This window comes from Pseudomonas sp. HY2-MNA-CIBAN-0224 (assembly GCF_040310285.1).
In the GTDB taxonomy this organism is placed as follows: domain Bacteria; phylum Pseudomonadota; class Gammaproteobacteria; order Pseudomonadales; family Pseudomonadaceae; genus Aquipseudomonas; species Aquipseudomonas helleri.
Window position 1 is genome coordinate 83,032 of record NZ_JBEOPQ010000007.1, and the last position, 25,359, is coordinate 108,390.

Below are 25,359 nucleotides of genomic sequence, written 5' to 3' on the forward strand. Positions count from 1 at the left end.
GAAGCATCATGACCAGGCCCAACGTGTTCGGCATCGGCCGTCTTTTACTGTGTAGCGTTGTGCTCAGCACCGCGCTAGTGCAAAGCGAGGCGCTGGCCGATGAGCCGTATTGGCAATTGGCAATGAAAGACGCCGAGCTGCGCGAAATCGTGCAGGAAATGTCATCGGTACTGGGCGCCACCATCGTGCTCGACCCTCGGGTGCAGGGCCGCATCACTGTAATGTCTGAAGCGCCGCTGGACCGTGAAGGGGTGCGCGAGCTGTTTTACGCGGTACTGGATGCCCACGGTTTTGCCGTGGTCGATCAAGGTGATCGTTTATTGATCATTCCCGCCGCTGAGGCCAAAGCCCGCGCGGGCAACCCGGATGGCTCCGATCAGGCCTTTGTCACCCAGGTCATCGAACTTAATGCCAGCGTCGCGGCTGACGTGGCGGGGCTGCTGCGGCCCTTGGTATCGACCAACGGGTATGTCGGGCCTTCGGCGTCGGCCAATGCGTTGATCATTACTGACACCGCCTCCAATACCCGGCGTATTGCCGAGCTGGTTCGCCAACTGGATGGCGGCACGCGGCATGACTATTCGGTGGTCGAGTTGCGCCATGCGCAGGCCAGTGATGTGGCCAAGGTCATGCAGCAGTCGCTGGGCAAAAAAGCTGAAGGGCCGAGCAGCCAGGTGATTGCCGATGCGTCGGCCAACCGGCTGGTCATTCTGGGCAACAAGCCGGTGCGTGAACGCTTGAGCAAACTGGCGCATTCGCTGGACACAAAACCGACGCAACAGTCCGAAAACTCACGGGTCATTCGTCTTCGTCACAGTGACGCCAAGCAATTGGCCGAGGTGCTTGAAACCGTTGCCCAGGGCATGCAGCAAGACACCGCACTGGCCGGTGCCACGCAAAAGGCATCGACAAGCGAGGTCATGGTGGCCGCCGATGAAGGCCAAAATGCGTTGGTGATCATGGCTGATCCGGCGAAAGTGCGAAGCCTGGAAAGCATCGTGCGCCAACTCGATCAGCCGCGCTCGCAGGTGTTGATCCATGCCGCCATCGTCGAAATCTCTGGCGACATTGTGAACACCCTGGGCGTGCAATGGGGGGTGAACAGCGGCAGCGCTCAGGGTGGGATCACCTTCCCGGGCACCAATATCCAGGTCGGCGCACTCGCGGGGCCCAATCCTGCGCTGCCCGAAGGGGCTGTGCTGCAACTGGGCGGTGACCGCTTCAATGCGTTGATCTCGGCGCTGGCCAGTGACACCAACAACAACATATTGTCGACGCCAAGCTTATTAACGCTGGATAACCAGGAGGCGAGTATTTTAGTGGGGCAAAACGTACCCTTGAAGTCCTCTACTCAGAACAGCTCTGGCAACAACGATAACCCCTTCACCACATTTACCCGTCAAGACATCGGCATCAGCCTCAAAATCAAGCCGCACATCAACGAAGGTTCATTGTTGCGCCTTGAAGTCGAGCAGGAAAACTCCGAGTTGGCCCCTTCGCTGCAAGGCGAGGACTCAACGGATCTGATCACCAACAAGCGCACCCTGAAAAGCACCATCCTGGCTGAAGATGGTGAAATCATCGTCATCGGCGGTTTGATCAAAGACAGCGTACGCACCCAGGTCAGCGGCGTGCCGTTGCTGCGCGACATTCCCTATTTGGGCGCGTTGTTTCGCTGGAGCAGAGACGAGCACACCAAAACCAACCTGATGGTCTTTGTGCGCCCGACCATTGTGCGCAGCAAGCACGATATCCGTGAGATCAGCGAAGACCGATACAACGCATTGCGAAATCTCAGCCAACCGTCGTCCAAAGACACTAACTCGCTGCTGCTGCCCAGCGACCCGCACCAGATGTTTGACGGTAACCTGCAAGACCCGAATACCGTCGATCTGCGCCGCCCCAAAGCTGACCGCCCATGAGCCAGCCGCCAGTGCGCTTGCCCTACAGCTTTGCCCGGCGTTTTGGGGTGCTACTGGACACCTCGACCCAGCCTGCAAGCTTGCTGATACGCAGCGACACACCGCTGACCGTGTTGGCCGAAGTGCAGCGCTGGGCGGGTGTAGACGTGCAACTGCAACGGCTGCCGGATGCACTGTTCAGCGAGCGCCTGACCCACAGCTACAGCGCCGGGCAAAGCGCGGCCGAGCAAGTTGCCCAGGGGCTCGACAGCGAGCTCGACCTGATGAGCGTGGCCGAGCAAGTGCCGCAAACCGCCGACCTGCTGGAGCAGGAGGGTGATGCGCCGATCATTCGTTTGATCAACGCGCTGCTGCGTGAAGCCATGCGCGAGAAAGCCTCGGATGTGCACCTGGAAACCTTCGAGCATTACCTGTCGGTACGCATGCGCATCGATGGCCAACTGCGCGAAGTGCTGCGGCCCAAACGTGAGCTGGCGAACTTGCTGGTGTCGCGGATCAAAGTCATGGCGCGCCTCGACATCGCTGAAAAGCGCGTGCCGCAAGACGGCCGCATCAGCCTGCGATTAGCCGGGCATGAAGTCGATGTGCGCGTCTCGACCTTGCCTTCAGCCCATGGCGAACGGGTGGTGATGCGCCTGCTCGACAAACAGGCCGGGCGCCTCGACCTGCAATGCCTGGGCATGCCCGCAGCCACCCTGAGCCGCTTTGAACACATCCTGGCCCGGCCCCACGGGATTTTTCTGGTGACCGGGCCTACCGGCTCGGGCAAAACCACCAGCCTGTATGCCGCGCTCAGCCACCTCAACGCGCCGACCCGCAACATCCTGACCGTCGAAGACCCGGTGGAATACCACCTGCCGGGCATCGGTCAGACGCCGGTCAACAGCAAGGCCAACATGACGTTCGCCCGTGGGTTGCGGGCGATTTTGCGCCAGGACCCGGACGTGGTCATGGTCGGTGAAATCCGTGACCACGAAACCGCAGACATCGCCGTACAAGCCTCGCTCACCGGGCACCTGGTGCTGTCGACCCTGCACACCAACAGCGCAGTGGGCGCGGTCACCCGCCTGGTCGACATGGGCGTTGATGCCTACCTGCTGGCGTCCTCGCTGGTCGGCGTGCTGGCCCAGCGTTTGTTGCGCACCCTGTGTGCCGACTGCAAAACCCCGTATCGCGCCGACCCGCAGCAATGCCAGCGCCTGGGGCTCGATCCACAGGCTGGCATCACCTTGTACCAGCCGCAGGGCTGCCGCCAGTGCCAGCAAGGTTATCGAGGGCGCACCGGGATTTACGAACTGGTCGGCATCACCCCGGCACTGGCCGAGCTGATCCATCAAGGGGCCAGCGAGCCGGACCTCATACGCGTGGCGCGCGAGCACGCCCCCAGTTTGTTTCAGGACGGCCAGCGCCTGGTGCTTGAAGGCCTGACCAGCTTTGACGAACTGCTGCGCGTAACCCTGGAGGACTGAGCATGCCGACCTTTGACTACCGGGCGCAGGACGCCAACGGGCGCAACTGCCGAGGCCAGCAAGAGGCCGACAACGCCCGGCATGCGCGGCAGTTATTGCGCGAGCGCGGTTTGCGCCCGAGCCAGTTGAGCGAAGCCCGAACACACCGTGCGACGCAATCGCGGGGGCGGCTGGGCGTTACGGATCTGGCCCTTGTCACGCGGCAACTGTCGACCTTGATCCATGCCGGTTTGCCCCTCGAAGAAGCCCTGGGCGCGGTAGCGGCGCAGAGTACCAAGCGCCACGTCAGCAGTGTATTGCTCGCGGTGCGTAACCGCGTCACCGAAGGCCATGCCTTGGCGACAGCGCTGTCAGCGTTCCCCCGGGCCTTCCCGGAACTGTTTTGCGCCACCGTGGCGGCGGGCGAGCGCAGCGGCCATTTGGGCCATGTGCTCGAACAGCTCGCCGACTACACCGAAGCCCGCCATGCCTCGCGCCAGAAGATCCAGCTGGCGCTGGTGTACCCGCTGATTCTGTTGATTGCCTCGTTCGCCATCGTCGGCTTTCTGCTGGGTTACGTGGTGCCGGATGTGGTCAAGATTTTTGTTAACAGTGGCCAGCCATTGCCCGTGCTGACCCAGGCGATGATCGCCCTGAGCACCGGTTTGCGTGATTACGGCTGGCTGCTGTTGCTGCTGGTACTCGCCGCCCTGGGTGCGGCGCGTTGGGCGTTGTTGCAACCGGCCTTGAAGCTGCGCTGGCATGCGCTGCTGCTCAATGTGCCCATGATCGGCGGGGTGCTGCGCGCCATGGAGGCGGCGCGTTTTGCCAGCACCTTGTCGATCCTGGGCAAAAGCGCCGTGCCGCTGGTGGATGCCCTGGAAATCTCGGCCACGGTGATCGCCAACCTCGCCATCCGCCACCGCATGCTCGATGTCGCCCGCACCGTGCGTGAAGGCGCCACGCTGGCCCGTGGCCTGGAACGCAGCGGCGACATCCCGCCGATGATGCTGCACCTGATTGCCAGCGGCGAACGTGCGGGTGAACTGGACAGCATGCTGGCGCGGGCCGCCGAACAGCAGGAAAAAACCCTCGCAGCACGCATTGCGCTGGTGGTGAGTTTGTTTGAACCGATCATGTTGGTGCTGATGGGCGGCGTGGTTTTGCTGATCGTCATGGCCATCTTGTTGCCGATCCTTAGCCTCAATCAACTGGTGAATTGACCGATGAATACCCTTCGTACATCAACTCAACGTGGCTTTACCCTGATTGAAATCATGGTGGTGGTGGTCATCATCGGCGTGCTGGGTGCCATTGTCGTGCCGCAGTTCATGAGCCGCCCTGACCAGGCCAAAGTCACCGCGGCGCGCACCGACATCCAGGCCATCAGCACCGCCCTGGAAATGTACCGCCTCGATACCTTCAACTACCCCTCGACCCAGCAAGGCCTTGAAGCCTTGGTGACTCGGCCTGCGGGCACGCCGCTGGCGAGAAACTGGAACCCGCAGGGTTACCTCAAAAGCCTGCCGGTCGACCCTTGGGGCACGCCGTACCAATACCTCAACCCCGGCAGCCACTCGGCCGGGTATGACCTGTTTTCCTTTGGCGCAGACGGTGTGCAGGGTGGCGAAGGCTTTGCCACAGACATTGGCAACTGGAGCAACTGAGGCATGCGCGATTCATCGCTGGGTTTCACCCTGATCGAACTGATGGTGGTGATTGTCATGATTGGCGTGCTGGTCTCAATGGTGCACATCAGCCAGGGTGACAAACGCGCCCGCGATGCGCGGCAAGAAGCGCAGGTCATGCTCGCCCTGATGCAGGGGTTGCGCGAAAAGGCCGTGCTGGAAGGGCAGGAATACGGTCTGCGACTGGAACCCGAAGCCTATCAACAGATGCGCCTGCAAGGGGCGACCTGGCAAGCCGTTGAAGCGCCAGTGAAATTACCCCCCGGGGTGCTGCTGACCCTGGTGCTGGAAGGGCGTGTACACAGCCTTGTCGCAGGCGATCAAACCCCTCATTTGCTGTGGCTCAGCAGTGATGAAAACACCCCCTTTGCTTTGCACTTTGAGAGCCCGCCGCTGCGCTGGCAGAGCCTCTACAGCGATGGCCTTGGCAACCCGCTGCTCGAAGCGTCCGAGGTCACGGATGCGCACTGAAAAAGGCTTTACCTTGCTGGAAGTGATGATCACCCTGGCCATTTTCGCGACCCTGGCGGCGGCGGTCATGTCGGCCAGCCAATACGTCTTGGGGCAAAGCGCCCGGGTTGAAGCCCGGCTGCTGGCGGGCTGGTTGGCAGACAACCACCTGAGTGAACTGCATTTGCAGAGCGCCACCCTGGCCATGGGTTCAAAAACGCTCAACCCGCGTTTTGCCCAACGCGAGTGGCGCCTGTTTCAACACATCGCCAGCGAGCCCGACACAGGCCTGTTACGCGTGGAACTGAGCGTCAGCCCGGCGGGCAGTGATCAGGCATTGCTCAGCGTGACGTACTGGCTGGCGCGCAACCATGACTAAACCGCAAGCGGGCTTCACCTTGCTCGAACTGGTGATCGCCATCGCCATTTTTGCCTTGCTTGGGGTGGCTTGCTGGCGGCTGTTTGACGGCGTGCTGCGCGCTGAACGCAGCAGTAGCGCCCACGAGCAAACCCTGCGCGGCTTGCAGCGCGCGGTGGCGCTGATCGAGCGCGATATGTTGCACCTGCACACCTCGGCCAAGGCGCCGGGGCTGGCGCTGTATCCCAACCAGCTCAACGTGCGCCGCGCCAACTGGCGCAACCCGCTGGGCCAGCCGCGCAGCGAACTGCAAGACGTCAGTTACACACTGGAAAACGGCGAGCTTTGGCGCTACAGCCAGGGGCTGGAAGGCGGCGCACTGCAAAAGCAAAAACTGCTCACTGACGTGCGCGATCTGCGCTGGCGGCTGTACGACCCCGCCGTGGGGTGGCGCACCGATTGGCCCACTGGCAAAGCGGCCCCCAAGGGAACGCCGCAAGCCCTGGAGTTGCAGTTTTCGGCGGGGCGATTTGAGCAGCTTCGCCGCGTGATGTTGCTACCGGAGGGCCAATGATGCGCAAGGGGCAGCAAGGCATTGCACTGCTCACCGTGCTGCTGGTGATGAGCCTTGCGCTGCTGGTGACTGCCGGCATGTTGCGCAGCCACCGCCTGGCCTTGCACAGCAGCGCTCAGCAGCTCCATCAACTGCAATTGCGCCAGTCGGCGTTTGCCGGGGAGGCCTGGGGGCGAGAGCGTTTGCACACGTTGCTGGCAGACCCCAAGTTACCCGTTGCTGCAGGCCAGGCCTGGGCCAAAAGTCGGCCCGAATGGCTGATCGACAACGGCCACATTGAGGTAGACATCGAAGACTTGGCCGCCCGTTTCAACGTCAGCGCCTTGCTCACTCAAGGTGCTGTCGACGAGGTGCTGAAACAACGTTGGTTGCGCCTGCAAACTCAACTCGATCTGCCGCCCATAGACGCCAGCGCGCTGCAAGGTCTGAACCTGAGCGACATCAGCCAATTGCGCAGCGTGCCGGGTGTCGACGCCCGCTGGTACACGCGCATGCAGCCGTGGATCGCCCTGCTGGGCAAAGACGCGACACTCAACATCAACACCGCCTCCGTCACGTTGCTCGCTACCCTCGAAGGCGTGACACCGGCCATGGCCCGTCGCTCAGTGAGCGAGCGCCCGTTGCAGGGGTACGCCAGCGTTGAGGACTTCACCTTCACCCCGGCGCTGATCGGCCTGGGGCTTCAGGCGACAGGGCTGGGCACCACCAGCCGCTGGTTTCGCATTACCACCCACGTGCGTGTGGGGCAAAGCCGTTTACGCCTTGAAAGCGATATGGCCCGCGACCTCAAAACCGGCCGATGGCACCTTCTCCAGCGGCGCCTTTTGGCGCCTGAACACAGTGAACCTTCTTGATGAACAGCCGGCTTTATCTCAGCGCTCACAGCGATACGCGGGTCTACCTGTGGCACGGCGAAAAAACCGCACACGAAACCTCACTGAACGAGGTCGCCGAGGTATTGGGCGCGCACGATGTGCAGCTGATTCTGCCAATGGAAATGTGCAGTTGGCTGCTGACCGAACCCTGGCCGGGCAGGCGCCGACCCAGCGCTCAGGCCCTGGCCTTTGCGGTCGAGGATCAACTGGCGGACGATCTTGATGAACTGCACATCGCCGTCGGCCCCCTGGATGCGCAACGGCGTTATCCGTTGCTGGTGATTAACCGTCAGCGCTTCAAAAATGTCTTGGCGCAGTTGCAGGCCCGTGGGTTGAACATCGCCAGCGTGTACGTGGATGCCGACCTGTTGCCCCGTGAGCAACCGAGCATCGCGTGGTGGGACGGGCGCTGGCTGGCGGGCGGCGCGCTGGACTTGCGCCTTGCGTTAACCCCTCAGGCGCTGGAGGCCCTGAAAGACGGGCCGCTCGGTACGGCGGTTGAACACACGTTTGATCTGGGTAGCGTGCCGCTTGGCGCCATCAACCTGCTGCAAGGCGAGTACCGGCGCACGTCGCAGCGGCTGCCGTGGCGGGGTGTCAGTGTGGCCGCCTTGCTCATCGTTGCCATGGCCGTGGGGGCGAGTCACCTGCGCAGCAGCTTTGTTGAGAGTGAAGCGGCGCGCCTTTATGCCCAAAGTGAACAGCGTTTTAAAGCGTTGTACCCGGAGCACACCCGCATCGTCGATTTGTCTGCGCAGCTCAACGCCCTGCAACAACAAGGCGCGGCCCGGCAAAACGGGCACATGGCGCGCTTGCTTCAGCTAACCCAGCACGTGATCGGTGCCAGCAGCGTGGACGTGCAACGCATGGAATGGCGCGCCACGGTCGGCTGGACCTTAACCATCACCGCCAACAGCTTTGCCGAGCTTGAACACCTGCGCGAGCGCGGCCTGCAAAGCGCACTGCCGATCACCTTGGGCAACGCCAGCCAACAGGGCAACCGGGTGCAGGCTTTACTCACCCTGGAGGACGTTTTATGAAAGCTCGTGTGCGTGAGCGCTGGCGGCAACTGCCACGCCGTGATCGCCAATTGTGCGGTGTACTCGCGGTGTTCTTGTCGATGGTGTTTGGTTTTTATGGGTTTTGGCAGCCCGCGCAGCAACGGCTGGCGGCGGCGCAAACGCTGTATGCCCAGCGCGTTGCCCAAGCGGGTGAGGTGCAGCGAGCACAACCCACGCGCGCGATCCGGGTATATACGCAACCGTTGAGTAGCCGCCTCAGCGAAAGCGCCGCGAGCGCGGGGCTTCAGGTGCAGCAGTTTGACGTGGACACCCAACGGATACGCATCAGCCTGAGCGGCAATGCCATGGCGGTGCTAGCGTGGCTTAACCGTATCGAACAAGAAGGCGCCGAGTTCGAAAGCCTGAGCCTGGAAAAAAGCGCTCAGGTGCTGCAGGTGCAGTTAAAGATCAGCAACCTATAAACCACTTTCACAATCACAGCCTGCGCGTTCACGCGTTGTGGGTATTACCCGGCAACGCGGGCAGCTTGGCCAAACGCAACGCCACCAGCAGGGCAATCACCAGCAAACCGCCGATAAACGCACCGATGCCGTTCCAGCCCGCGTAGTGCCAGAAAAAGCCCCCGGCGGTCCCGGCCACACTCGACCCGGCGTAGTAACAGAACAGGTACAGCGACGAGGCCTGGCCTTTGGCTTTGGTCGCCCGGCGGCCGATCCAGCTGCTGGCCACCGAGTGCGCACCAAAGAAGCCGAAGGTGAACAGCAGCATGCCGATAATCACCAGCGCGATGGGTTCGAACAGGGTCAGCGCAATGCCCGCCAGCATCAGCACAATCACCGCCCACAGCACCTTGCGACGGCCCAGCTTGTCCGCCAGTGCGCCAATCTGCGCCGAACTGTAAATGCCCGACAGGTACACCACCGAGAGCAAGCCCACCACGGCCTGGTTCATGTTGTACGGGTCAGCCAGCAAGCGATAACCGATGTAGTTGAACAGCGTCACAAAGCTGCCCATCAGCAAAAACGCTTCGAGAAACAGCCATGGCAAACCGGCGTCACGAAAGTGCATGGTGAAGCCGTTCAACAGGCTGCGCGGGTTCATGGTTTGCGGGCGGAAGTTACGCGACTCCGGCAAGATCTTCACAAACACCATGGCCAGCACCAACGCCAGGCCGCCAATCACCAGCATCGCCGTGTGCCAGCTGACAAAGTCGATCAACACGCCGGTGATCAAACGCCCGCTCATCCCGCCAATCGCATTGCCGCCGATGTACAACCCCATCGCCAGGCCAATGTGCTGCGGGTGGATCTCCTCGCTCAAGTAGGTCATGGCAACGGCGGCCAGCCCGCTCAGCGACAAGCCCACCAGCGCGCGGGTAATCAGCACGCCTTCCCAGCTCGGCATCCACGCACTGAGCACGGTGAATACCGCCGCGCTGAACAGCGCCGAGACCATCACCGGCTTGCGCCCGATGGCATCAGAAATAGGGCCGGTTACCAACAGGCCGATAGCCAGCATCCCGGTGGCCACCGACAAAATCAGACTGCTTTGCGCGGCGTTGATCCCGTATTCATGGGACAGCATCGGCATCATCGGCTGCACGCAATACAGCAAGGCAAACGTCGCAAAGCCCCCCGAGAACAGCGCCAGCACCGTGCGCATGAACATCGGCGTGCCTTTCTCGATAAAAACGTCATTGAGTTGAGCGACAACATCATCCAGCGCCGTGGGCGGGATTTCGTGAGCGAGCGGGGCGACAGCAGTTTTCACGGGGACCTCATAACGCGTATAGCCAAACGGCAATGGCAAAAGAATATAGCCCCCTAACGATTCTTTCCAATATATTATTCGACCTGTTTGATAGGTTTAACGACTCAATGGAGCTTGCATGGAACTGCGCCATTTACGCTATTTCATCGCCGTCGCCGAAGAACTGCACTTTGGCCGGGCCGCCCAGGTGCTGGGCATCTCTCAACCGCCGCTGAGCCAGCAAATACAGGCGCTGGAAGAAGAGCTCGGCGCGCGGCTGTTTGAACGTACCAACCGTCGGGTCGCCCTCAGCGAAGCCGGGCGATTGTTTCTCGATGAAGCGCGCCAAGTGCTGGCGCAAGTGGATAAAGCCGCCGACGTCGCCCGCCGTGCGCAACTGGGCGAACTGGGTGAAATGAAAATTGGCTTCACCTCTTCAGCGCCGTTTAATTCAAGTATCCCGCAGGCCATTTTTGCCTTTCGTCAGGCCTTCCCGGCGGTGCACTTAAATCTCCTGGAAATGAGCAGCCGCGACGTGGCGGAAGCGTTGGTAGAAGAGTCGATAGAAATCGGCGTCATGCGCCCGTTTCCGCTGGCGGACTCGCTGGTGGCCGTCGAACTGTTCCGCGAGACTTTGGTGGCGGTCATCCAGGCCGAACACCCGCTGGCCGAAGGCAGCGAAAACGGCCTCTACATCGGGGCATTGGCTGACGAACCGTTCGTCTTCTTCCCACGCAGCTACGGCAGCGGGTTATATGCACAACTGCTGAGCCTGGCGCGTCAGGCCGGTTTCAGCCCGCACATCGCCCAAGAAGCGGGCGAAGCCATGACCATCATTGGCCTGGTCTCTGCGGGGTTGGGCGTGTCCGTACTGCCCGCATCGTTCCAGCACATGCGCATCAAAGGCGTCGTCTACCGCCCCCTGCTCGACGCCGACGCCAGCACCGCCGTGTGGCTGGTGCAACGCAAAGGCAACACCTCGCCAATGGCCAAAGCGTTTGCGGAGTTGGTGACACGCAAGATGGTGAAGCCCGAGAAGTGAACGGATATCGCTGACATAACAAAAAGGCCTTCCTGACGAGAGGGAGTGTTAGAAGCTGATGCCTTGGGTGTAACCTTTGGGCTACGTTTTGTGGATGATTGAAATTATCCGCAGCTCAAGTTTTTCGCGCTGGTTGGCAGATTTGCCAGACGGTCGGGCGCGTGCTCGTATCTTGCTCAGGCTTGATCGAATGGCCGAAGGCAATTTTGGTGATACCAAGTTTGTTGGGGCAGGATTGAAAGAGGCCCGTGTTGATTACGGTCCGGGTTACCGCTTGTACTTCATCCAGCACGGCCAATGCTGGGTGGTTTTATTGTGTGCCGGCGATAAAAGCAGTCAAACCCGCGATATCAAACAAGCGCGACTGATAGCCAAAGACTGGAAGGAGTACACCCTTTGACCGAAAAATTCACCCGCTGGGACAGCGCCGAATTCCTCAAAACCGAAGAGGATATAGGTTATTACCTGGAAGCTTGCATGGAGGAGGCCGGCGATGACCCTGCCTTTATTGCCAAAGCGCTTGGCACCATTGCTCGAGCGCGTGGCATGAGCCAAGTCGCGCGGGATGCAGGTCTTTCAAGAGAAAGCTTGTACCGAGCGCTGTCCGGGGAGGGTAACCCGGAGTTTGGAACCATACTCAAAGTGGCCAAGGCGCTAGGGCTAAAACTACACATCTCCAAGTGAGCGGGTGGGGCCTTCCTGATTCGGTTAGCGCCATATCACGGTTCATGCCGACGGCTGCGCTCGGCAGCGCAACGGCCAAGATCAAAAGATCGCGAGCAAGCTCGCTCCTTGGGTGGTGTGGCGCACACAAATCCTGTAGTCGCTGACGAGGTACGAAGGCTGCGATCGGGCGCGCAGCGTCCGCAAAACCATTCACAACGGCCACGATCAAAAGATCGCGAGCAAGCTCGCTCCTACAGGGTGGTGTGGCGCACACAAATCCTGTAGTCGCTGACGAGGTACGAAGGCTGCGATCGGCTGCGCAGCGTCCGCAAAACCATTCACAACGGCCACGATCAAAAGACCGCAGCCTGTGAACTTTTTTACCCCGCCAATAACTTATCCACAGACGCTTTGACCTGATGGATCAAATGCACCACCGCCAACGCTACGTCGCGGTTCAGGCCTTGCAGGTTATCGGCCGACGCATACGCCGTCGCAAGCGCGCACCGCAACAGTTCGTCAGTGTGTTCGAGGTTTTGTTCGTATTCGGGTGTGTGAGTCATGGTTTTACTCCGCTAAAAAGTTTGGGAGCTTTCACCATTTGCTTGCACACAAAGAGGGTGGCAGCTGTACGCGGGTGTGCAAGACCGGTCGATATAGAGCGGAGTTCCGGCAGGCCCGAAGACCTCCCACGTACAGCCACCATGAAACTGATTTTTCTGGCAGTCATTGTCTGGCTCTAACTTCGATTCGAACTTGCACGTCCGGCCATCCATGAGGGATGACGAACCGCAGGCTAGCGATCGAAAGAGGCAGGCGCAAGGCCAAGGGATTCTCTAGGAATAGTCCTGCAAAGGAAAGAGACGAGACTTGCGAGTGACCGGGTGAGGCTGGAGATTGAGACATGCGCGGTCATAAAACTCGCCTGGTCCCTTGAAGGCAAAGTTGCTCAGAATCGTTTCTTTTACTTCGGGTTCAACCAATGCCCCTCCTTTATCAGCCAAAAGAAGGCAGTGTGCTTATTTGTGACTTCAGGGGCCATGAAGTACCTGAAATGGTCAAAATCAGGCCTGTTGTAGTCATTCGTAAACACCGCACCAATAAACAGTTGGTGACGGTTATTCCTCTTAGCACAACTGAGCCCCAATCCATGCTGGGACATCACCTTGCGTTGCTGAGTCATTTGCAGGGAGCGAACCCTATGTGCTGGGCAAAATGCGACATGCTGTCGACCGTTAGCCTCGCTCGACTGGATCGAATAAAAACGCGGGACCGTCAGGGCCGTCGTTGTTATGTGGTTTCACAACTTGAAACAGATGAGTTTATTGCAATCAAAGCCGCAGTCCGCTGCGCTCTCGGCTTGTGACACGCGTTTGATTCGACCGACGGGACGTACTCAAGGTTGCCTTAAGCCTTCTTCAGCGCAATACTCGCCACGTTCCCGAAAGGGGCTTGTGAGACTCGGAGGATCCTGGGCAACCAGCCATCACCGAGCCGGACAGACACAGCGCGATGACAAGCCAGTCTGTTTGTGAATAAGGCGCCGCGAGGCGCCTTTGTCGTTTCTGGGGCCAGCCCCAGACGCTCAATTCACCTTCGACAAATCGCCTTTCAGCGCCACGCCCGCAATGATCGCGCCTGCGTGGCATTCGTAGGTTTTCGGGTCTTTGCGTTCGTTGCGTTTGTAGTAGCTGGTGATGTCGGTCACGGCGTTGGCACCGGCCTTTTTGGCCGCGTCATGCAGGGTGATCAACGCCGATTGCAGCGCCCAGGAACACGCCTGATAGTCAGTTTTGTTGAAGGCGTTGGTCTTTTTGTTGGTCACAGCGCCGGGGCTGAGCACGCTGACTTTGCCGCTCGGCGTGTTGCCCGCGAGGTAAAACTTGACGCTGCCGTCGATTTTGCCGGTGCTGATGGCTTCGGTGACCACCTGATCAAACGGCAGGTACAAGGTGGTGTCGCGGGCCTGGCTCACGGCAGGCAGGGCGGACAGCAGAAGGGTGGCAGCTGCCAGCGTTTTGATGTGCATAGGGGGTCTCCTTGACCTCATGACCAGCGGCGAAAGATCAACGAGGTGTTGACGCCGCCGAAGGCAAAATTGTTGTTCATCACATAGTCGTTGTGCATCACGCGGCTTTCGCCGCGCAGGTAGTCCAGTTCAGCGCAACGTGGGTCCACGTCGTGCAGGTTAAGCGTGGGCACGTAGCGGTCGCGGTTCATCATCTCGATGCTGAACCACGACTCCAGCGCGCCACAGGCCCCCAAAGTGTGGCCCAAAAAACTCTTTTGCGAGCTGATGGGCATGTGTTTGCCAAACACGTCATGGGTGGCCTGGGTTTCGGCGATGTCGCCTTGTTCGGTGGCGGTGCCGTGACCGTTCACATAACCGATGGCCTGAGCCGCAATACCCGCGTCTTCCAGCGCCAGTTCCATGGCCCGGCGCATGGTGCTGACCTCGGGGCGGGTGGTGTGCTGGCCGTCTGCGTTGCTGCCAAAACCGACGATTTCAGCATGGATGTGCGCACCGCGAGCCAGCGCATGTTCCAGCTCTTCAAGCACCAGCATGCCGCCCCCCTCACCGATTACCAGGCCATCGCGGCCACTGTCGTAGGGGCTTGGGCTGGTGTGCGGGGCGTCATTTTTAAGGCTGGTGGCGTACAGCGCGTCAAACACCATGGCTTCGGTGGGGCACAGTTCTTCGGCGCCGCCAGCAAGCATTAACGGCAGGCGGCCGAACTTGATGGCTTCGTAGGCATAACCAATGCCCTGGCTGCCGCTGGTGCAGGCGCTGGAGGTCGGGATCAACCGCCCGGTAAGGCCAAAGAAAATGCTGATATTCGCCGCCGTGGTGTGCGGCATCATGCGCACGTAGCTGTTGGCGTTGAGGCCTTCGGCCACTGAGTTGAGCAACATGTTGCCGAAAGCTTTGATTTCGTCCGTGCTGCCGGTGGACGAGCCACACGCCACGCCCATGCGCCCGTCCTGAATGATCGGGTTGCCCAGCAAACCGGCGTCTTGCAGGGCCTGTTCGGCCGCCCCGACCGCCAAGCGCGAGACGCGGCCCATGCTGCGCAGTTGTTTGCGGGTCCAGTGTTGGGGCACAGCAAAGTCATCAATCGGCCCGGCCAAACGGGTGTTGAGTTCAGTAAAACGGTCCCACTCGTCCATGCGCCGAATGCCGCTGCGGCCCGCCTCAAAACGGGCTGAGATGCTGGCCCAGTCACTGCCCAGCGAGGTGATGCCGGCCATGCCGGTAACGACGACGCGCTTCATCAGCACAAGCCTCCGTTGACGGCCAGCACCTGGCGGGTGATATAGCCCGCTTCGGCCGACATCAAAAAGTTGACCGCACCGGCGACTTCTTCCGGGGTGCCCATGCGTTGGGCAGGGATCATTTTCATCAGTTCTTCAACGGGCACATTCTCGTCCAGCATGGCGGTATCGATCAGGCCCGGCGCCACACAGTTAACCGTGATTTTGCGCTTGCCCAGTTCAATGGCGAGGGCTTTGGCGGCGCCGATCAGCCCAGCTTTGGAGGCGCTGTAATTGACCTGGCCGCGATTGCCGATCAGGCCCGACACCGAGGTGATGCACACAATGCGCCCGGCCTGACGACGGCGGATCATGGGCATCATGACCGGGTGCAAGACGTTGTAAAAACCGTCGAGGTTGGTGCGCATCACCTCGTCCCAATCGTCTTCGCTGAGGGCTGGAAACGCGCCGTCACGGGTCAGCCCGGCATTGAGCACCACGCCGTAATAAGCACCGTGGGTTTCAACATCGGCTTCCAGTATTGCCCGGCACTGGGCGCGGTCCGACACGTCGAACTGCAGCACGCGGGCGTTGCGGCCCAGCGCTTGCACGTGCGCCATGACGCTATCGGCTTCGCTGCGCCCACTGCGACAATGCAGCACCAGATCGAAACCGGCCTGGGCCAGACGCAACGCGATGGCACGGCCAATGCCACGGCTAGAGCCAGTGACCAAAATGGACTCAGTCATGGCGAGCCTCCTGAGATGCTTGAGCAAGGTAGTTTTCAGCCTGAGGCGGACGGAACACGTTCAGGCGGGCGGTGGCGTGGATCTGTGGGCCGGTCAGGTGGCACTCAAACACGCCCATGCCGTTGTCGTCTTCGAGCGAGCGCACGGCGTGGATCTGTAGCTCGGCGCCGAGCGGGAAGTGCTCAACGTTGCATTCAAACTTACGGGTGCCGAGCAAAAAGCCCAGCGCCACGGGGTTGCCTGCCTGGCGCGCGCGGCAACCGGCATAGGCGGCCACGCTTTGCGCCATCAACTCGACGCCGACCCAGGCCGGCAGGCTGCCGTCTGCGCGGTTAAACAGGCCGCCCGGGCGCACGGTCAGGCGGGTGTGGATGGTTTCTTCATCACAGGCCAGTACTTGATCGATCAAGATCATGTCGCCGGCGTGGGGCAGCAATTCGGCGAGCGGCCAATCAATCATGGAGCGTCTCCGATAATCAGGCTGACGTTATTACCGCCGAAGGCAAACGAGTTGCTCATCAGGCAGCGCGGGTGTTCGGGGGCCAGAGTAAGGCCGGGGGTGACCCAGTTCAGCGCGGGCAACTGCGGGTCGGGCTGGCCATCCCAGAGGTGCGGGGGCAAGGCGTTGCCATGGCTCAGGCTCAACCAGCAAAACGCGGCCTCCAGCGCCCCGGCGGCACCCAGGGTGTGGCCGGTCATGGGTTTGGTTGACGAGCACGGTACACCGTGTGGGAACACCTGGGCCACGGCCTGGCTTTCCATGGCGTCGTTGTGCTGGGTTGCCGTGCCATGCAGGTTCAAGTAGCCGATCTGGCTGGCCTGCAACCCTGCACGGTGCAAGGCCTGCTGCATGGCGTTTACAGCGCCCCGGCCGCTGGGCTCGGGGGCAGAAATATGGTGCGCATCCGAGCTGGCGCCTGCGCCCAGCAAGGCGATGGGTTGCGCGCCGCTGGCCTGTTTGCTCATTAAAAACAGGGCCGCGCCTTCGCCAATATTGATGCCGCGACGGTTGACCGAAAACGGGTTGCAGCGCTCATCGGCCACCGCTTCAAGGGCTGCAAAACCATTGAGGGTCAGCGTGCATAAACTGTCGACGCCGCCGCACAGCACCACGTCGCACAGGTTCATGCGCAGCAGGCGCTGGGCGCTCATCAGGGCGCGGGCGCTGGAGGTGCAAGCCGTCGAAATAACATAGGTCGGCCCGCTGATGTTTAGCCACGCGGCCAGAAACTCAGCCGGTGCGCTCAGCTCTTGCTGGCGGTAGTCGTAATCGCTGGGGAAGTGCTGGTGCTGCGCGTAGTGGGCAATACCATGGCAGGCTTCGTCGATGCCCGAGGTGCTGGTGCCCAGCACGACAGCGATGCGGTCGCGGCCATAGATATGGATCGCCTGCTCGATGTCATCGCCAATCTGCAATGCGGCCTCAAGCAATAGCTGATTGTTGCGGCTGCTGTGGCGGGCAAGGTGTGCCGGGATCGCTGGTAACTCGCCTTGCACCTGCGCCACCGCGACCGAGCGCTCAGGGATCCAGCCGGCTGTTTGCTGCATGCCCGAGCAGTCACCGGCAAACAGGTGCTGCGCGACGTCCTTGGGCCCGCGGCCCAGTGAACAAACGATGCCCAAGGCATTCAGGTACGCAGTCATGGGGCCGTCTCGGTGTTGAGTGGGCTGAGGGTGTAGTGCACGCCATTGTCCAGATCGATGCTAAACACCTGCGGTTGTACATAGTGCACCTGCCAGCGGCGGTCGAGCGCACGGCGATCAGCGCTGGAGGTTGCTTGCGGGTAAGTGTTGGCCAACTGGTCGGCAGGCGTGAGTGCAAACAGCAGCGCGGCGAACAACTCTCGGGCCTCGGGGTTGGGCGGCAGCAAACCGTCTGCTTGCCAGTGCTGGTTGTGCAGTAGTTGCCGCGCCAGCGGGATCCCCAGCGGGTCCATCAATGACCAGCGTAGCCCGGCGTCCTCTTGCTGAATCACCAGCAGCCAGTCCTGGCGCTGGTCGGCCTGCTGACGCTGGACATGCAACTGCATCGGCAGCGTCAGGCTGGGCGTGTGTGTGGGCAAGGGCAGGCTGGTGCAGCCACTTAACAACAGGAGCATGAAGATGCCAAGGGCTGCGAACAGGCTGTAACGGCGTGTCATTGAGCTTTGCCTTGCAACGGTTTGCGTGCGACCACGTTGACCAGGGTTTCTTCCCGTTGCCCCACCGGCTTGGCAGGGCGCAGGCCAAAGCGTTCCAACAGTCCGAAATCGGTCGCACGGCTCCACCACAGGTACGGGTAGGAGACGTTCTGCACGTCAAATTCAAAACCCTGGTCGCGGACCATTTCCAGGTATTGCGCCGCGCTTTTTTGTACGTGCATGGGGTGGCGGAACAGCCAGCGAATCACCCAGGTGTCGATGTAGGCTTCGGTGGACTCGGCGAACAGCAAATAGCCGCCCGGCTTGAGCACCCGATAAAACTCGGCCAGCGCCCGGTCTTGTTGCACCAGGTGGTGGAAGGTCTGGTGACAGAACAGCAGGTCGACGCTGGCATCGGGCACGTCCAGTTCAGCGCAGTCGCTGCCGATCAGCTCAACGTCGAACCCTTGGCGGCGGGCCTCTTCGCGGCTTAGTTCAAGGCTCAGCGGGTCGGCATCGAGCCCGATCAAACGCTTGGGGGCGAAGGTTGCCTGCAGGTACTGGAACGACTTGCCCTGCCCGCAACCGGCATCCAGGATGACCGGTGCAGACGGCGGCGGCTCGCTGAACAAGCCGCGCAAGTCATTGATCGCCACCCGCAGTACATGGTGTTGCCAGGTGTGGCTGCGCAAAAACCAAAACCCGAACCGGGTTTCTTCTACGTAGGTATCGCTAAGGGGTTTCATGGGGCCTCCGTGGCAATGAAGAATAACGCGGGGTGTGCGGCGTTTGCTCACCGGCCCACGGCGCCAGCATAAAGCTGAAGGCCAGGCCGAGGCTCACCGACAACCCGAAGTTGCTGACCGCGGGCGTGCTGGACACCGCCAGCAAACCGAACGACAGCCAGGTGGTCAGCGCGGCGAGCAAGGTGCCGAGCAGGCTGACGGCAGCCCCGCCGATGTGTTCACGCATCAAAATCGCGTAATCAACGCTGATCGCCGTCACCAGCAATAACCCGAACAGGCTGAACAGGGTCAGCGGCTGCCCCAACCAGCCGAGGCTGGCCACGCTGCACAGCGCGGCTAACAGCGGCAGTGCAACCATGCGCAGCGCGCCGCTTAAGCCAAAGGGCGCGATCAACAGCAAGACGATCAACACGCACGACAACAGCTTCAATTCTGCCGCGCTGATCTGGGTGGCCGCGAACACGCCATTCAAGTCGCCCAAGCGGTCCACCCACTGCACGCCGGGCAGGCCCTGGGCCTGTTCGCGCAACAGGTCGGGGTTGTTCAAGCCTTGCAGGCTGACCATGGCGGCCACGCCGTTGCCCTGTTTGCCCAGCCACAACGCGCGCCACGGTTCGGCCAATGGCCCGGTGAGCGCGGCGTCGATAGTTTGCTCGGGCAACGCTTCTAACTGTGCGAGTTCGTGTTGCAGCGCGGCCTCGGGCACGCCCAGTTCCAGCAGCGGTTGCCAGTGCTGTGGCAGTTGCTTCAAGGCCGTGCGCAGGTGTTGTTGCTCGCTCGGCAGGCTGACCAATTGGCCCAGGGCCAAATAGCCTTGTAGCTGGCCGGTGCTGACCAGTTGATCCAGCCGCTCGCGCAGCACGGTTTGGCGCTGAAGCAGTTGCTGCTCATTGTCAGCCCGCACCAAAAAGAACTGGCTGGTCGGTTGGTAGCCGGTAATGCGTGCAATGGCCTGGGCGTGTGCCGTCAGTTGAGGCGGTGCACCGACCCATTGGCGAATATCGTTTTTGCTGGTCAGTTGCCACAGGCCCGCTACACAAAAGGCCAGCAACAAGGCCAATAGCGCGGGCGTGGGGACTTTTTTCAAGAGCGCTGCCCGCGCATCCAGCAGGCGTTGCGCGAGGCGTAACGGCCATCGCGCGGGCTGTAACGTCATACCGTTGAGCAGCGCGGGCAGCAGGCACACGGCGCTCAGATACGCCCCGACCAAGCCTGCGGCCGAGAAAACGGCGATTTGGGTCAACGCTGGAAACGGGGTAAACGCCAAGGCCAGATAGCCGATGCAACTGGTGGCCAGGCTCAGGCTCAGGCCTGGCAATGTCAGGCGCACGGCAGGCCAACTGCGCCACGGCTTGAGGCTCCAGCTTTTAGACAGGTAATGCAGCGGGTAATCGACGGCCACGCCGATCAGACTGGAGCCCAGCACTAACGTCATCACGTGCAGGCTGCCAAAAAACCCGACACAGACCACGGCGCCAAACAGCATGCCCACCAGTACCGGAACAAAGGCCAGCAGCACGCGCCAGCGGCGAAACGCGAGCAGCAACAGGAGCAAAATTCCGAAGGTGGCACCGCCGCCTACCCAACTGATTTCACGGGTTGCCTGTTGTTGGCCGCTGGCGGCGTAGAGCAGGCCACTGGCGGCGAGTAGTTGTACGTTCTGGCTGGCCGCCTGTTCGCGGCTGCGTTCAACCAGTGCGGCCACTTGCAGGGGCAGCTTCATGTCAAAGGCATTGCCCTGCGTGCGGGCGCGCAGCAATACCCAGCTTTTGCCGTCGGCGTCAGCGATCAAGGCGCCGCTGCCGATGTCCAGTTGCACCGCACCACGTTGCGGCTGGCTGTTCTGGATGCGCCCGGTCAGGCCCAGCCAGTCGTCCTGGCTGGGCACCAGGCTGAAGCCGCTGAACGGGTCGAACAGCGCTTGAACGCGCTGCTGGATAAAGGCGTCAGGGTGTTCGATCAGTTGTGTGCGGTCAGCTTGCGCGAGCATTGCCAGGCGCCCGCGCAGCAGCTGCTCGCGCAGGCCGGGCAAGTCGGCTTGCAGGTTCCACTGGACCTTTTCAAACAGCCCGCTGGCCAGCCACTGCTCGCCCAACTGGCGAGCAGTGGTAATGGCTTGCTGGCGATCGGCGCTGCCCACCAGCAGCAGCACCTCTCGGTTGAGGGGTTCTTGCATGCGCTGCTCGGCGCTCTGTAGCAGTGCGTCCGGAGTGTGGCCGGGCACCAGTTCCATCAGGTTGGCCGACAGCGGCGGGCCATGCCGCCATTGCCAGCCGGCCAGGGCGAGCACGGCCAGCAGCAGGATCAAAAAGCCCCGGGGCAACCAGCGTTCACTGCGCAAAGTCGTGCTGCTCCGCGTCGCTCAAGGGTAAGTGGCGGGTGCTGTTTTGCAGCTTCAGCACGGTGCTGTCGCCTTGGGTTTCCTGCAACTCGATGCGTTGCACCAGCTCGCCGCCGTCGATGTTGATTTGTGTGAACACCTGCTTGAGCAACAGCGAGCGCGGGGTCAGGGTGAGCGTCCACTGCGTCGGTTCGCCTTGCAGACGCAGCTCGAAATCACGCGCAAGCCCGGTGCTGTCGCCTTGCAGCACGGCCAGGAACAGGCGGTTCTGCTCGGCGCCTGCGCTCTTGCCGGGGAGCATTTGCCACTCGCTGCCATTGCGTCGGGCAATGCCGAGGGCGGTGATGCGGTAGTCCTGTTTCAGCGGGGTGTTGAGTTGCCATAACAGGCCGTGATCTTTGGCCAGCACAAAGGTGCCGGTACTGGTCAGCGGCTTGGGGAGCGCGCGCAGGTGTTTTTCCTGGATGAAATCACCGTGGATCACCTGCGGCCTGGCCAGTTGATCGCTCAGTTGTTGCAGGTCGAAGGCGTGGGCCAATGGTGATAATCCGAGCAGCAGCGCCGTGCACAAAGCGCGAACGAACTTGCCCTCACCCCAACCCTCTCCCGCAGGGAGAGGGGGCTGATTGAGGTGGCCGTGAATGAGCGTGCGGTCAGTTCCCTCTCCCTCTGGGAGAGGGCTAGGGTGAGGGGTTTTTGATCGCCAAAAAAAGATCATGCCAGCACCTTCGCAATCGCATCGATCAAGCATTTGGGCGACGCCAGTTGCATTTCCCGGTCGGCAATCCTGACCGCGACCTGCACCGTGCAGGCGCGGGTCAGGCGTTCGCCGGTGGCTGCATCGGTGATCAGGTAGTTGATCTTCAGACGGTTCTCCCATTCCACCAGGCTGGCACGCACGTTGATTCGTTGGCCGAAAGTGGCACCGCGCACATAGCGCAGTTGCAGGTCGATCACCGGCCACGCGTAGCCCGCGTTGAGCATCTGCGTGTAGTTATGCCCGATGTGATCGAGCAAGGCGCAGCGGGCGACTTCGAGGTATTTGACGTAATGCCCGTGCCACACCACGTGCATGGTATCGATGTCGAAAAACGGCACCAGGACTTCGGTGTCGACGTGCAAAACGCCTTTGCTACGCATGCAGCCTCCAGTGTTGTTGGGCAATACGGGCCAGGCACAGGCGCAGTTCGGCTTCCAGTGCGCGGTCTTCAATGACGGGGGCGAAATCCTTGGCCAGTTCAGCGTGCATGTCGGCCAGTGCGGTGGGTAACGGGCGGGCGTCTGCGTCGCGGCTGCGCAGCCACACACCCTGGTGGGCAGCCAGCAAGGTCGCGGCGGCCACTTGCTCGGTCAGCTCCAGTACACGAATGGCGTCACGGGCGGCGATGGTGCCCATGCTCACTTTGTCCTGGTTGTGGCATTCGGTTGAGCGCGAGAAGACGCTGGCCGGCATCGTGTTTTTCAGGGCTTCGGCGGTCCAGGCGCTGGCGCCGATCTGCACCGCTTTGAAGCCGTGGTTGAGCATCGCCCGTTCGGCGCTGGCGCCCGAGAGGTTGCTTGGCAAGCCGTGGTTGTAACGTACGTCTACCAACAGCGCGAGTTGGCGATCAAGCAGGTCTGCAACGTTGGCCACCAGGGTTTTGAGGCTGTCCATGGCGAAGGCAATGTGCCCGCCATAGAAGTGCCCGCCGTGCAGCACGCGTTCTTCTTCGGCGTCGATGATCGGGTTGTCGTTGGCGCTGTTGAGTTCGACTTCGATAAACCCGCGCAGCCAGCTCAGGCTGTCAGCCAGCACACCCAACACATGGGGCGCGCAGCGCAGCGAGTAACGGTCTTGCAGGCGATGCAGCGGCGCGGTCGGGGCGTCGATGGCGAGGTCCTGGCGCAACCATGCCGCCACTTGCATCTGCCCCGGATGCGGCTTGGCAGCGAACAGGCGCTCATCGAAGTGTTCAGGGTTACCTTGCAACGCCACCACGTTGAGTGCAGTGATGCGGGTTGCCAGCTTGAGCAGGTAATCGGCGCGGGCGTACGCCAGGCACGCAAGGCCGGTCATTACGGCCGTGCCGTTCATCAGCGCCAGCGCTTCCTTGGGCCGCAGCACCAGCGGCGTCCAGTCCAGTTCGCGGTGCACGTCAGCCGCCAGGCGGCGTTCGCCGTTGAACATGACCTCGCGCTCGCCCGACAAGGTGGCCGCCACATAAGACAGCGGCGTCAGGTCACCGCTGGCGCCTACCGAGCCCTCTTCGGGGATGAGCGGCAAAATGTCGTGGGCGATAAACCCTTGCAGGCGCTCCAGCAGTTCAACCCGCACCCCGGACACCCCGTGGCACAGCGACTGCAAGCGGGCGGCCAGCACGGCGCGGGTGGCCTGGGCATCAAGCATTTTGCCCAGGCCGCAGCCGTGGAAGGTGTAGAGGTGACGTGGCAGCGCTTCGACATGCTCCAGCGGCACCGCCACCACGCACGAGTCGCCGTAGCCGGTGGTCACGCCGTAGATCACGCCTTCTTTGTCGAGCAATGAATCGAGAAAGCGCGCGCCTTTGGCGATGCGCTCGCGGTACTCGGCATCGCCTTGCAAACGGGTCGGCACCTCACGATTGGCCAGTGCCAGCACGTCTTCAATGCGCAATGGGGTTTGGCCGAAGGTTACTGGCTCATGCTGATGCGTCGTCATCGGTTTTCCAGAAAGGGTAAAAGTTAAACCATTGTTGCGGCGCCTCAAGGCAGTAATGCCCCAGCCGTTCGGCATAGCGCGTCGCCCACTCGGCGATCACCTGTTCGCGGTCGCTGCGCCGCCATTCGATGGCCTCGGCGAAGGGTTCGATAACCACTCGATAGCGGCCTTGGTGTTTCAGGCAAAACAATAAATTGACCGGGCACTTGAGCAACCCGGCCAGCAACCACGGGCCTTGCGGGAAGGGTGCCGGGTGGCCGAGAAAGTTGACCAGCGCGGTGCGTGCGCCATGCAGCGGCACGCGGTCACCGGCAATGGCCAGCCACTCGCCGTCTTCCAGGCGTTGGCTCAATTGCAGCATGACGCCGGGGTTGAGCTCGCTGACTTGAATCAGCCGCACATGCGTGGCCCCGGCCTCGCCCAGCAAACGGTTGAAGTGCTCGGCATGGCGGGTGTGCACCAGCACGTTCAGGGTGATTTTCTCGCCCAGCTCGGCGAGGGCCCGGCACACCTCCAGGTTGCCCAAATGAGCGCCCACCAGCATTTGCCCGCGTTCACTGCGCATTTGCTCACGCAGCCGGGCGGGGTCGATGATCTCGATGTCTTGGGTCTTGAGGCGGCCGTTCCACACGTCGAGCTTGTCGAGCAGCGCGTCGGCAAACGCCATGAACTGGCCGAACACCCGCCACGGCGTGGGGCGCAAGGCGGGCTGCCCGCTCCAGTCGGCCAGGTGCTGCTGGTAGTGCCAGATGCTGCGCCGGGCTTTGCGGCCGAAGACAAAAAAGTACAGCACGATGGCGTACAACACGGGGGCCAGCAGGCGGCGACCGAGTACTTTGACCCCGAAGGCCGTGAGCTTCATCAGCCAAAAATTGCCCCGCTCTTTATGCTCGGCCCAATGCTGTGGTGTATCGCTCATGCCCGCCAGCGCCTCCATAGAATGCTCGGCAAACGCACCAACATGCCGAAGAACAGCTTGGTGTGCATGGCTGAGATCAGGGCGTTGTCATGGAACAGGCGAAAGTGCGAGAGGCCGTCTTGCGGGTAATGCACTTTGGTCGCCAGCCACTGCATCGGCTGGTTGCGCCACGCCAGGCGCACGAGGATCTCGGGGTCGAAGTCCATGCGTTTGCCCAGCTTGACCGAGTTGAGCAGCGCCAGTGTCGGCGCCAGCGGGTACACCCGAAAGCCGCACATCGAGTCGGGAATACTCAGTGACAGGCTGTTAATCCACACCCACACGTGGGTCAGGTAGCGTGCATATAAACGGCCTTTGGGCACGCTGGCGTCGTATTGCGGGTAACCGCAGATCAGCGCCTCGGGGTTGTGCTGTGAGGCCTGGATAAAGGTCGAGACATCACTGAGGTCGTGCTGGCCGTCGGCATCGACTTGCAGCGCATGGGTAAAGCCCAGGCGTGAGGCCTCGCGCAAACCGGCCATGACGGCGCCGCCTTTGCCTTGGTTGACGGCCAGGCGCACCAGGTAGATGTGCTCGTGCCAGGCCAGTTCGGTGAGCACGGCGCTGCACGCGGGGCTGCTGGCGTCGTCGACCAGCACACAGGGCAAGCCTGCGGCCTGCAACGCCGCGACCACGGCGGGCACGGCGGTTTCATGGTTGTACACCGGGATCACGGCGCAGGGGTTATGCATGACGGTCGGCCTTTGTGGGAGCGGGCTTGC

29 protein-coding genes are annotated in these 25,359 nt (G+C 61.6%); 14 read left to right on the forward strand and 15 right to left on the reverse strand.

The annotated features are described in order from the left end of the window. Positions 1-8 precede the first annotated feature (8 nt). The 10 genes from gspD to AAEZ03_RS06360 are packed head-to-tail and all read left to right on the forward strand — an operon-like array spanning position 9 to position 8,798. Positions 9-1,922 (forward strand): type II secretion system secretin GspD, encoded by a 1,914-nt coding sequence (gene gspD / locus AAEZ03_RS06315; RefSeq protein ID WP_350576986.1) that lies wholly within the window; start codon positions 9-11, stop codon positions 1,920-1,922. Next, complete coding sequence (gspE, locus tag AAEZ03_RS06320; protein ID WP_350576989.1) at positions 1,919-3,391, forward strand: type II secretion system ATPase GspE; 1,473 nt, start codon at positions 1,919-1,921, stop codon at positions 3,389-3,391. The genes gspD and gspE overlap by 4 nt, the downstream gene beginning before the upstream one ends. Positions 3,392-3,393: 2 nt before the next feature. Further along, complete coding sequence (gene gspF / locus AAEZ03_RS06325; RefSeq protein WP_350576992.1) at positions 3,394-4,593, forward strand: type II secretion system inner membrane protein GspF; 1,200 nt, start codon at positions 3,394-3,396, stop codon at positions 4,591-4,593. 3 nt (positions 4,594-4,596) lie between these two features. Beyond that, the gene (gene gspG, locus AAEZ03_RS06330) at positions 4,597-5,037 is read left to right on the forward strand and encodes a type II secretion system major pseudopilin GspG (RefSeq protein WP_153335341.1); all 441 of its coding nucleotides are present in this window, start codon (positions 4,597-4,599) and stop codon (positions 5,035-5,037) included. 3 nt (positions 5,038-5,040) lie between these two features. Next, positions 5,041-5,529, forward strand: coding sequence for a type II secretion system minor pseudopilin GspH (gene gspH / locus AAEZ03_RS06335; RefSeq protein ID WP_153335342.1), 489 nt, complete (start codon positions 5,041-5,043; stop codon positions 5,527-5,529). Further along, positions 5,519-5,887: a type II secretion system minor pseudopilin GspI gene (gene gspI, locus AAEZ03_RS06340; protein WP_350576995.1), complete on the forward strand. Its 369-nt coding sequence runs from the start codon at positions 5,519-5,521 to the stop codon at positions 5,885-5,887. The genes gspH and gspI overlap by 11 nt, the downstream gene beginning before the upstream one ends. Next, a complete protein-coding gene (locus tag AAEZ03_RS06345) occupies positions 5,880-6,440 on the forward strand; it encodes a type II secretion system protein GspJ (RefSeq protein ID WP_123751086.1) in 561 nt (186 codons plus the stop codon). The genes gspI and AAEZ03_RS06345 overlap by 8 nt, the downstream gene beginning before the upstream one ends. Next, positions 6,437-7,294: a type II secretion system minor pseudopilin gene (locus AAEZ03_RS06350; protein WP_350576999.1), complete on the forward strand. Its 858-nt coding sequence runs from the start codon at positions 6,437-6,439 to the stop codon at positions 7,292-7,294. Before AAEZ03_RS06345 ends, AAEZ03_RS06350 begins: the two co-directional genes overlap by 4 nt. Next, complete coding sequence (gene gspL / locus AAEZ03_RS06355) at positions 7,294-8,355, forward strand: type II secretion system protein GspL (protein ID WP_350577002.1); 1,062 nt, start codon at positions 7,294-7,296, stop codon at positions 8,353-8,355. The genes AAEZ03_RS06350 and gspL overlap by 1 nt, the downstream gene beginning before the upstream one ends. Continuing rightward, positions 8,352-8,798 carry a type II secretion system protein M gene (locus tag AAEZ03_RS06360; protein WP_350577005.1) on the forward strand — a complete coding sequence of 149 codons (447 nt, stop codon included), beginning with the start codon at positions 8,352-8,354 and terminating at the stop codon, positions 8,796-8,798. Before gspL ends, AAEZ03_RS06360 begins: the two co-directional genes overlap by 4 nt. A gap of 28 nt (positions 8,799-8,826) precedes the next feature. Here the strand turns inward: AAEZ03_RS06360 and AAEZ03_RS06365 are convergent, their stop codons facing one another. Next, a complete protein-coding gene (locus AAEZ03_RS06365; RefSeq protein ID WP_423814843.1) occupies positions 8,827-10,074 on the reverse strand; it encodes an MFS transporter in 1,248 nt (415 codons plus the stop codon). Positions 10,075-10,225: 151 nt separating this feature from the next. On the opposite strand from AAEZ03_RS06365, the gene AAEZ03_RS06370 reads away from it, so the two are divergent. From AAEZ03_RS06370 to AAEZ03_RS06380, 3 genes are all read left to right on the forward strand, one after another. Continuing rightward, positions 10,226-11,128, forward strand: a complete 903-nt coding sequence (locus AAEZ03_RS06370; protein WP_350577009.1) for a LysR family transcriptional regulator — start codon at positions 10,226-10,228, stop codon at positions 11,126-11,128. Positions 11,129-11,222: 94 nt separating this feature from the next. Next, positions 11,223-11,528: a type II toxin-antitoxin system RelE/ParE family toxin gene (locus AAEZ03_RS06375; protein ID WP_350577012.1), complete on the forward strand. Its 306-nt coding sequence runs from the start codon at positions 11,223-11,225 to the stop codon at positions 11,526-11,528. Beyond that, positions 11,525-11,812 (forward strand): addiction module antidote protein, encoded by a 288-nt coding sequence (locus AAEZ03_RS06380; RefSeq protein ID WP_048366693.1) that lies wholly within the window; start codon positions 11,525-11,527, stop codon positions 11,810-11,812. Before AAEZ03_RS06375 ends, AAEZ03_RS06380 begins: the two co-directional genes overlap by 4 nt. A gap of 362 nt (positions 11,813-12,174) precedes the next feature. On the opposite strand, the gene AAEZ03_RS06385 is transcribed toward AAEZ03_RS06380, so the two are convergent. Beyond that, on the reverse strand, positions 12,175-12,357 hold the full coding sequence (locus tag AAEZ03_RS06385; RefSeq protein WP_048366692.1) for a DUF6124 family protein: 183 nt from the start codon (positions 12,355-12,357) through the stop codon (positions 12,175-12,177). 419 nt (positions 12,358-12,776) lie between these two features. Here AAEZ03_RS06385 and AAEZ03_RS06390 point away from each other — a divergent pair, with 419 nt between their 5' ends. Beyond that, positions 12,777-13,160, forward strand: coding sequence for a type II toxin-antitoxin system PemK/MazF family toxin (locus AAEZ03_RS06390; protein ID WP_278938350.1), 384 nt, complete (start codon positions 12,777-12,779; stop codon positions 13,158-13,160). 219 nt (positions 13,161-13,379) lie between these two features. Here the strand turns inward: AAEZ03_RS06390 and AAEZ03_RS06395 are convergent, their stop codons facing one another. The 13 genes from AAEZ03_RS06395 to AAEZ03_RS06455 all read right to left on the reverse strand — a co-directional run bounded on the left by AAEZ03_RS06395 (position 13,380) and on the right by AAEZ03_RS06455 (position 25,329). Continuing rightward, the gene (locus tag AAEZ03_RS06395; RefSeq protein WP_048366690.1) at positions 13,380-13,823 is read right to left on the reverse strand and encodes a hypothetical protein; all 444 of its coding nucleotides are present in this window, start codon (positions 13,821-13,823) and stop codon (positions 13,380-13,382) included. Positions 13,824-13,840: 17 nt separating this feature from the next. After that, the gene (locus AAEZ03_RS06400) at positions 13,841-15,067 is read right to left on the reverse strand and encodes a beta-ketoacyl-ACP synthase (protein ID WP_350577017.1); all 1,227 of its coding nucleotides are present in this window, start codon (positions 15,065-15,067) and stop codon (positions 13,841-13,843) included. Then, complete coding sequence (gene fabG / locus AAEZ03_RS06405) at positions 15,067-15,795, reverse strand: 3-ketoacyl-ACP reductase FabG2 (protein WP_123751093.1); 729 nt, start codon at positions 15,793-15,795, stop codon at positions 15,067-15,069. The genes AAEZ03_RS06400 and fabG overlap by 1 nt, the downstream gene beginning before the upstream one ends. Next, entirely contained in the window at positions 15,788-16,255 is a 468-nt protein-coding gene (locus AAEZ03_RS06410; protein ID WP_123751094.1) for a hotdog family protein, read from the reverse strand. The genes fabG and AAEZ03_RS06410 overlap by 8 nt, the downstream gene beginning before the upstream one ends. Further along, complete coding sequence (locus AAEZ03_RS06415) at positions 16,252-17,439, reverse strand: beta-ketoacyl-[acyl-carrier-protein] synthase family protein (RefSeq protein WP_350577021.1); 1,188 nt, start codon at positions 17,437-17,439, stop codon at positions 16,252-16,254. Before AAEZ03_RS06415 ends, AAEZ03_RS06410 begins: the two co-directional genes overlap by 4 nt. After that, a complete protein-coding gene (locus AAEZ03_RS06420; RefSeq protein ID WP_350577024.1) occupies positions 17,436-17,936 on the reverse strand; it encodes a DUF3261 domain-containing protein in 501 nt (166 codons plus the stop codon). Before AAEZ03_RS06420 ends, AAEZ03_RS06415 begins: the two co-directional genes overlap by 4 nt. After that, complete coding sequence (locus AAEZ03_RS06425) at positions 17,933-18,661, reverse strand: class I SAM-dependent methyltransferase (RefSeq protein WP_350577026.1); 729 nt, start codon at positions 18,659-18,661, stop codon at positions 17,933-17,935. Before AAEZ03_RS06425 ends, AAEZ03_RS06420 begins: the two co-directional genes overlap by 4 nt. After that, entirely contained in the window at positions 18,648-21,002 is a 2,355-nt protein-coding gene (locus AAEZ03_RS06430) for an MMPL family transporter (protein WP_350577029.1), read from the reverse strand. The genes AAEZ03_RS06425 and AAEZ03_RS06430 overlap by 14 nt, the downstream gene beginning before the upstream one ends. Then, positions 20,992-21,573 carry an outer membrane lipoprotein carrier protein LolA gene (locus AAEZ03_RS06435; protein ID WP_350577031.1) on the reverse strand — a complete coding sequence of 194 codons (582 nt, stop codon included), beginning with the start codon at positions 21,571-21,573 and terminating at the stop codon, positions 20,992-20,994. The genes AAEZ03_RS06430 and AAEZ03_RS06435 overlap by 11 nt, the downstream gene beginning before the upstream one ends. 143 nt (positions 21,574-21,716) lie before the next feature. Beyond that, positions 21,717-22,142 carry an acyl-CoA thioesterase gene (locus tag AAEZ03_RS06440; protein ID WP_153373531.1) on the reverse strand — a complete coding sequence of 142 codons (426 nt, stop codon included), beginning with the start codon at positions 22,140-22,142 and terminating at the stop codon, positions 21,717-21,719. After that, the gene (locus AAEZ03_RS06445; protein WP_350577033.1) at positions 22,135-23,679 is read right to left on the reverse strand and encodes an HAL/PAL/TAL family ammonia-lyase; all 1,545 of its coding nucleotides are present in this window, start codon (positions 23,677-23,679) and stop codon (positions 22,135-22,137) included. The genes AAEZ03_RS06440 and AAEZ03_RS06445 overlap by 8 nt, the downstream gene beginning before the upstream one ends. Continuing rightward, entirely contained in the window at positions 23,660-24,598 is a 939-nt protein-coding gene (locus AAEZ03_RS06450; RefSeq protein ID WP_350577036.1) for a lysophospholipid acyltransferase family protein, read from the reverse strand. Before AAEZ03_RS06450 ends, AAEZ03_RS06445 begins: the two co-directional genes overlap by 20 nt. Beyond that, positions 24,595-25,329, reverse strand: coding sequence for a glycosyltransferase family 2 protein (locus AAEZ03_RS06455; RefSeq protein ID WP_350577038.1), 735 nt, complete (start codon positions 25,327-25,329; stop codon positions 24,595-24,597). The genes AAEZ03_RS06450 and AAEZ03_RS06455 overlap by 4 nt, the downstream gene beginning before the upstream one ends. Positions 25,330-25,359 lie beyond the last annotated feature (30 nt).

What these genes read in the sequence shown, in the direction of transcription:
- gspD (WP_350576986.1), top strand. Translation starts at nt 9, where the DNA reads ATGACCAGGCCCAACGTGTTCGGCATCGGCCGTCTTTTACTGTGTAGC.
- gspE (WP_350576989.1), top strand. Translation starts at nt 1,919, where the DNA reads ATGAGCCAGCCGCCAGTGCGCTTGCCCTACAGCTTTGCCCGGCGTTTT.
- gspF (WP_350576992.1), top strand. Translation starts at nt 3,394, where the DNA reads ATGCCGACCTTTGACTACCGGGCGCAGGACGCCAACGGGCGCAACTGC.
- gspG (WP_153335341.1), top strand. Translation starts at nt 4,597, where the DNA reads ATGAATACCCTTCGTACATCAACTCAACGTGGCTTTACCCTGATTGAA.
- gspH (WP_153335342.1), top strand. Translation starts at nt 5,041, where the DNA reads ATGCGCGATTCATCGCTGGGTTTCACCCTGATCGAACTGATGGTGGTG.
- gspI (WP_350576995.1), top strand. Translation starts at nt 5,519, where the DNA reads ATGCGCACTGAAAAAGGCTTTACCTTGCTGGAAGTGATGATCACCCTG.
- AAEZ03_RS06345 (WP_123751086.1), top strand. Translation starts at nt 5,880, where the DNA reads ATGACTAAACCGCAAGCGGGCTTCACCTTGCTCGAACTGGTGATCGCC.
- AAEZ03_RS06350 (WP_350576999.1), top strand. Translation starts at nt 6,437, where the DNA reads ATGATGCGCAAGGGGCAGCAAGGCATTGCACTGCTCACCGTGCTGCTG.
- gspL (WP_350577002.1), top strand. Translation starts at nt 7,294, where the DNA reads ATGAACAGCCGGCTTTATCTCAGCGCTCACAGCGATACGCGGGTCTAC.
- AAEZ03_RS06360 (WP_350577005.1), top strand. Translation starts at nt 8,352, where the DNA reads ATGAAAGCTCGTGTGCGTGAGCGCTGGCGGCAACTGCCACGCCGTGAT.
- AAEZ03_RS06370 (WP_350577009.1), top strand. Translation starts at nt 10,226, where the DNA reads ATGGAACTGCGCCATTTACGCTATTTCATCGCCGTCGCCGAAGAACTG.
- AAEZ03_RS06375 (WP_350577012.1), top strand. Translation starts at nt 11,223, where the DNA reads ATGATTGAAATTATCCGCAGCTCAAGTTTTTCGCGCTGGTTGGCAGAT.
- AAEZ03_RS06385 (WP_048366692.1), bottom strand. Translation starts at nt 12,357, where the DNA reads ATGACTCACACACCCGAATACGAACAAAACCTCGAACACACTGACGAA.
- AAEZ03_RS06390 (WP_278938350.1), top strand. Translation starts at nt 12,777, where the DNA reads ATGCCCCTCCTTTATCAGCCAAAAGAAGGCAGTGTGCTTATTTGTGAC.
- AAEZ03_RS06395 (WP_048366690.1), bottom strand. Translation starts at nt 13,823, where the DNA reads ATGCACATCAAAACGCTGGCAGCTGCCACCCTTCTGCTGTCCGCCCTG.
- AAEZ03_RS06400 (WP_350577017.1), bottom strand. Translation starts at nt 15,067, where the DNA reads ATGAAGCGCGTCGTCGTTACCGGCATGGCCGGCATCACCTCGCTGGGC.
- fabG (WP_123751093.1), bottom strand. Translation starts at nt 15,795, where the DNA reads ATGACTGAGTCCATTTTGGTCACTGGCTCTAGCCGTGGCATTGGCCGT.
- AAEZ03_RS06410 (WP_123751094.1), bottom strand. Translation starts at nt 16,255, where the DNA reads ATGATTGATTGGCCGCTCGCCGAATTGCTGCCCCACGCCGGCGACATG.
- AAEZ03_RS06415 (WP_350577021.1), bottom strand. Translation starts at nt 17,439, where the DNA reads ATGACTGCGTACCTGAATGCCTTGGGCATCGTTTGTTCACTGGGCCGC.
- AAEZ03_RS06420 (WP_350577024.1), bottom strand. Translation starts at nt 17,936, where the DNA reads ATGACACGCCGTTACAGCCTGTTCGCAGCCCTTGGCATCTTCATGCTC.
- AAEZ03_RS06425 (WP_350577026.1), bottom strand. Translation starts at nt 18,661, where the DNA reads ATGAAACCCCTTAGCGATACCTACGTAGAAGAAACCCGGTTCGGGTTT.
- AAEZ03_RS06440 (WP_153373531.1), bottom strand. Translation starts at nt 22,142, where the DNA reads ATGCGTAGCAAAGGCGTTTTGCACGTCGACACCGAAGTCCTGGTGCCG.
- AAEZ03_RS06445 (WP_350577033.1), bottom strand. Translation starts at nt 23,679, where the DNA reads ATGACGACGCATCAGCATGAGCCAGTAACCTTCGGCCAAACCCCATTG.
- AAEZ03_RS06450 (WP_350577036.1), bottom strand. Translation starts at nt 24,598, where the DNA reads ATGAGCGATACACCACAGCATTGGGCCGAGCATAAAGAGCGGGGCAAT.
- AAEZ03_RS06455 (WP_350577038.1), bottom strand. Translation starts at nt 25,329, where the DNA reads ATGCATAACCCCTGCGCCGTGATCCCGGTGTACAACCATGAAACCGCC.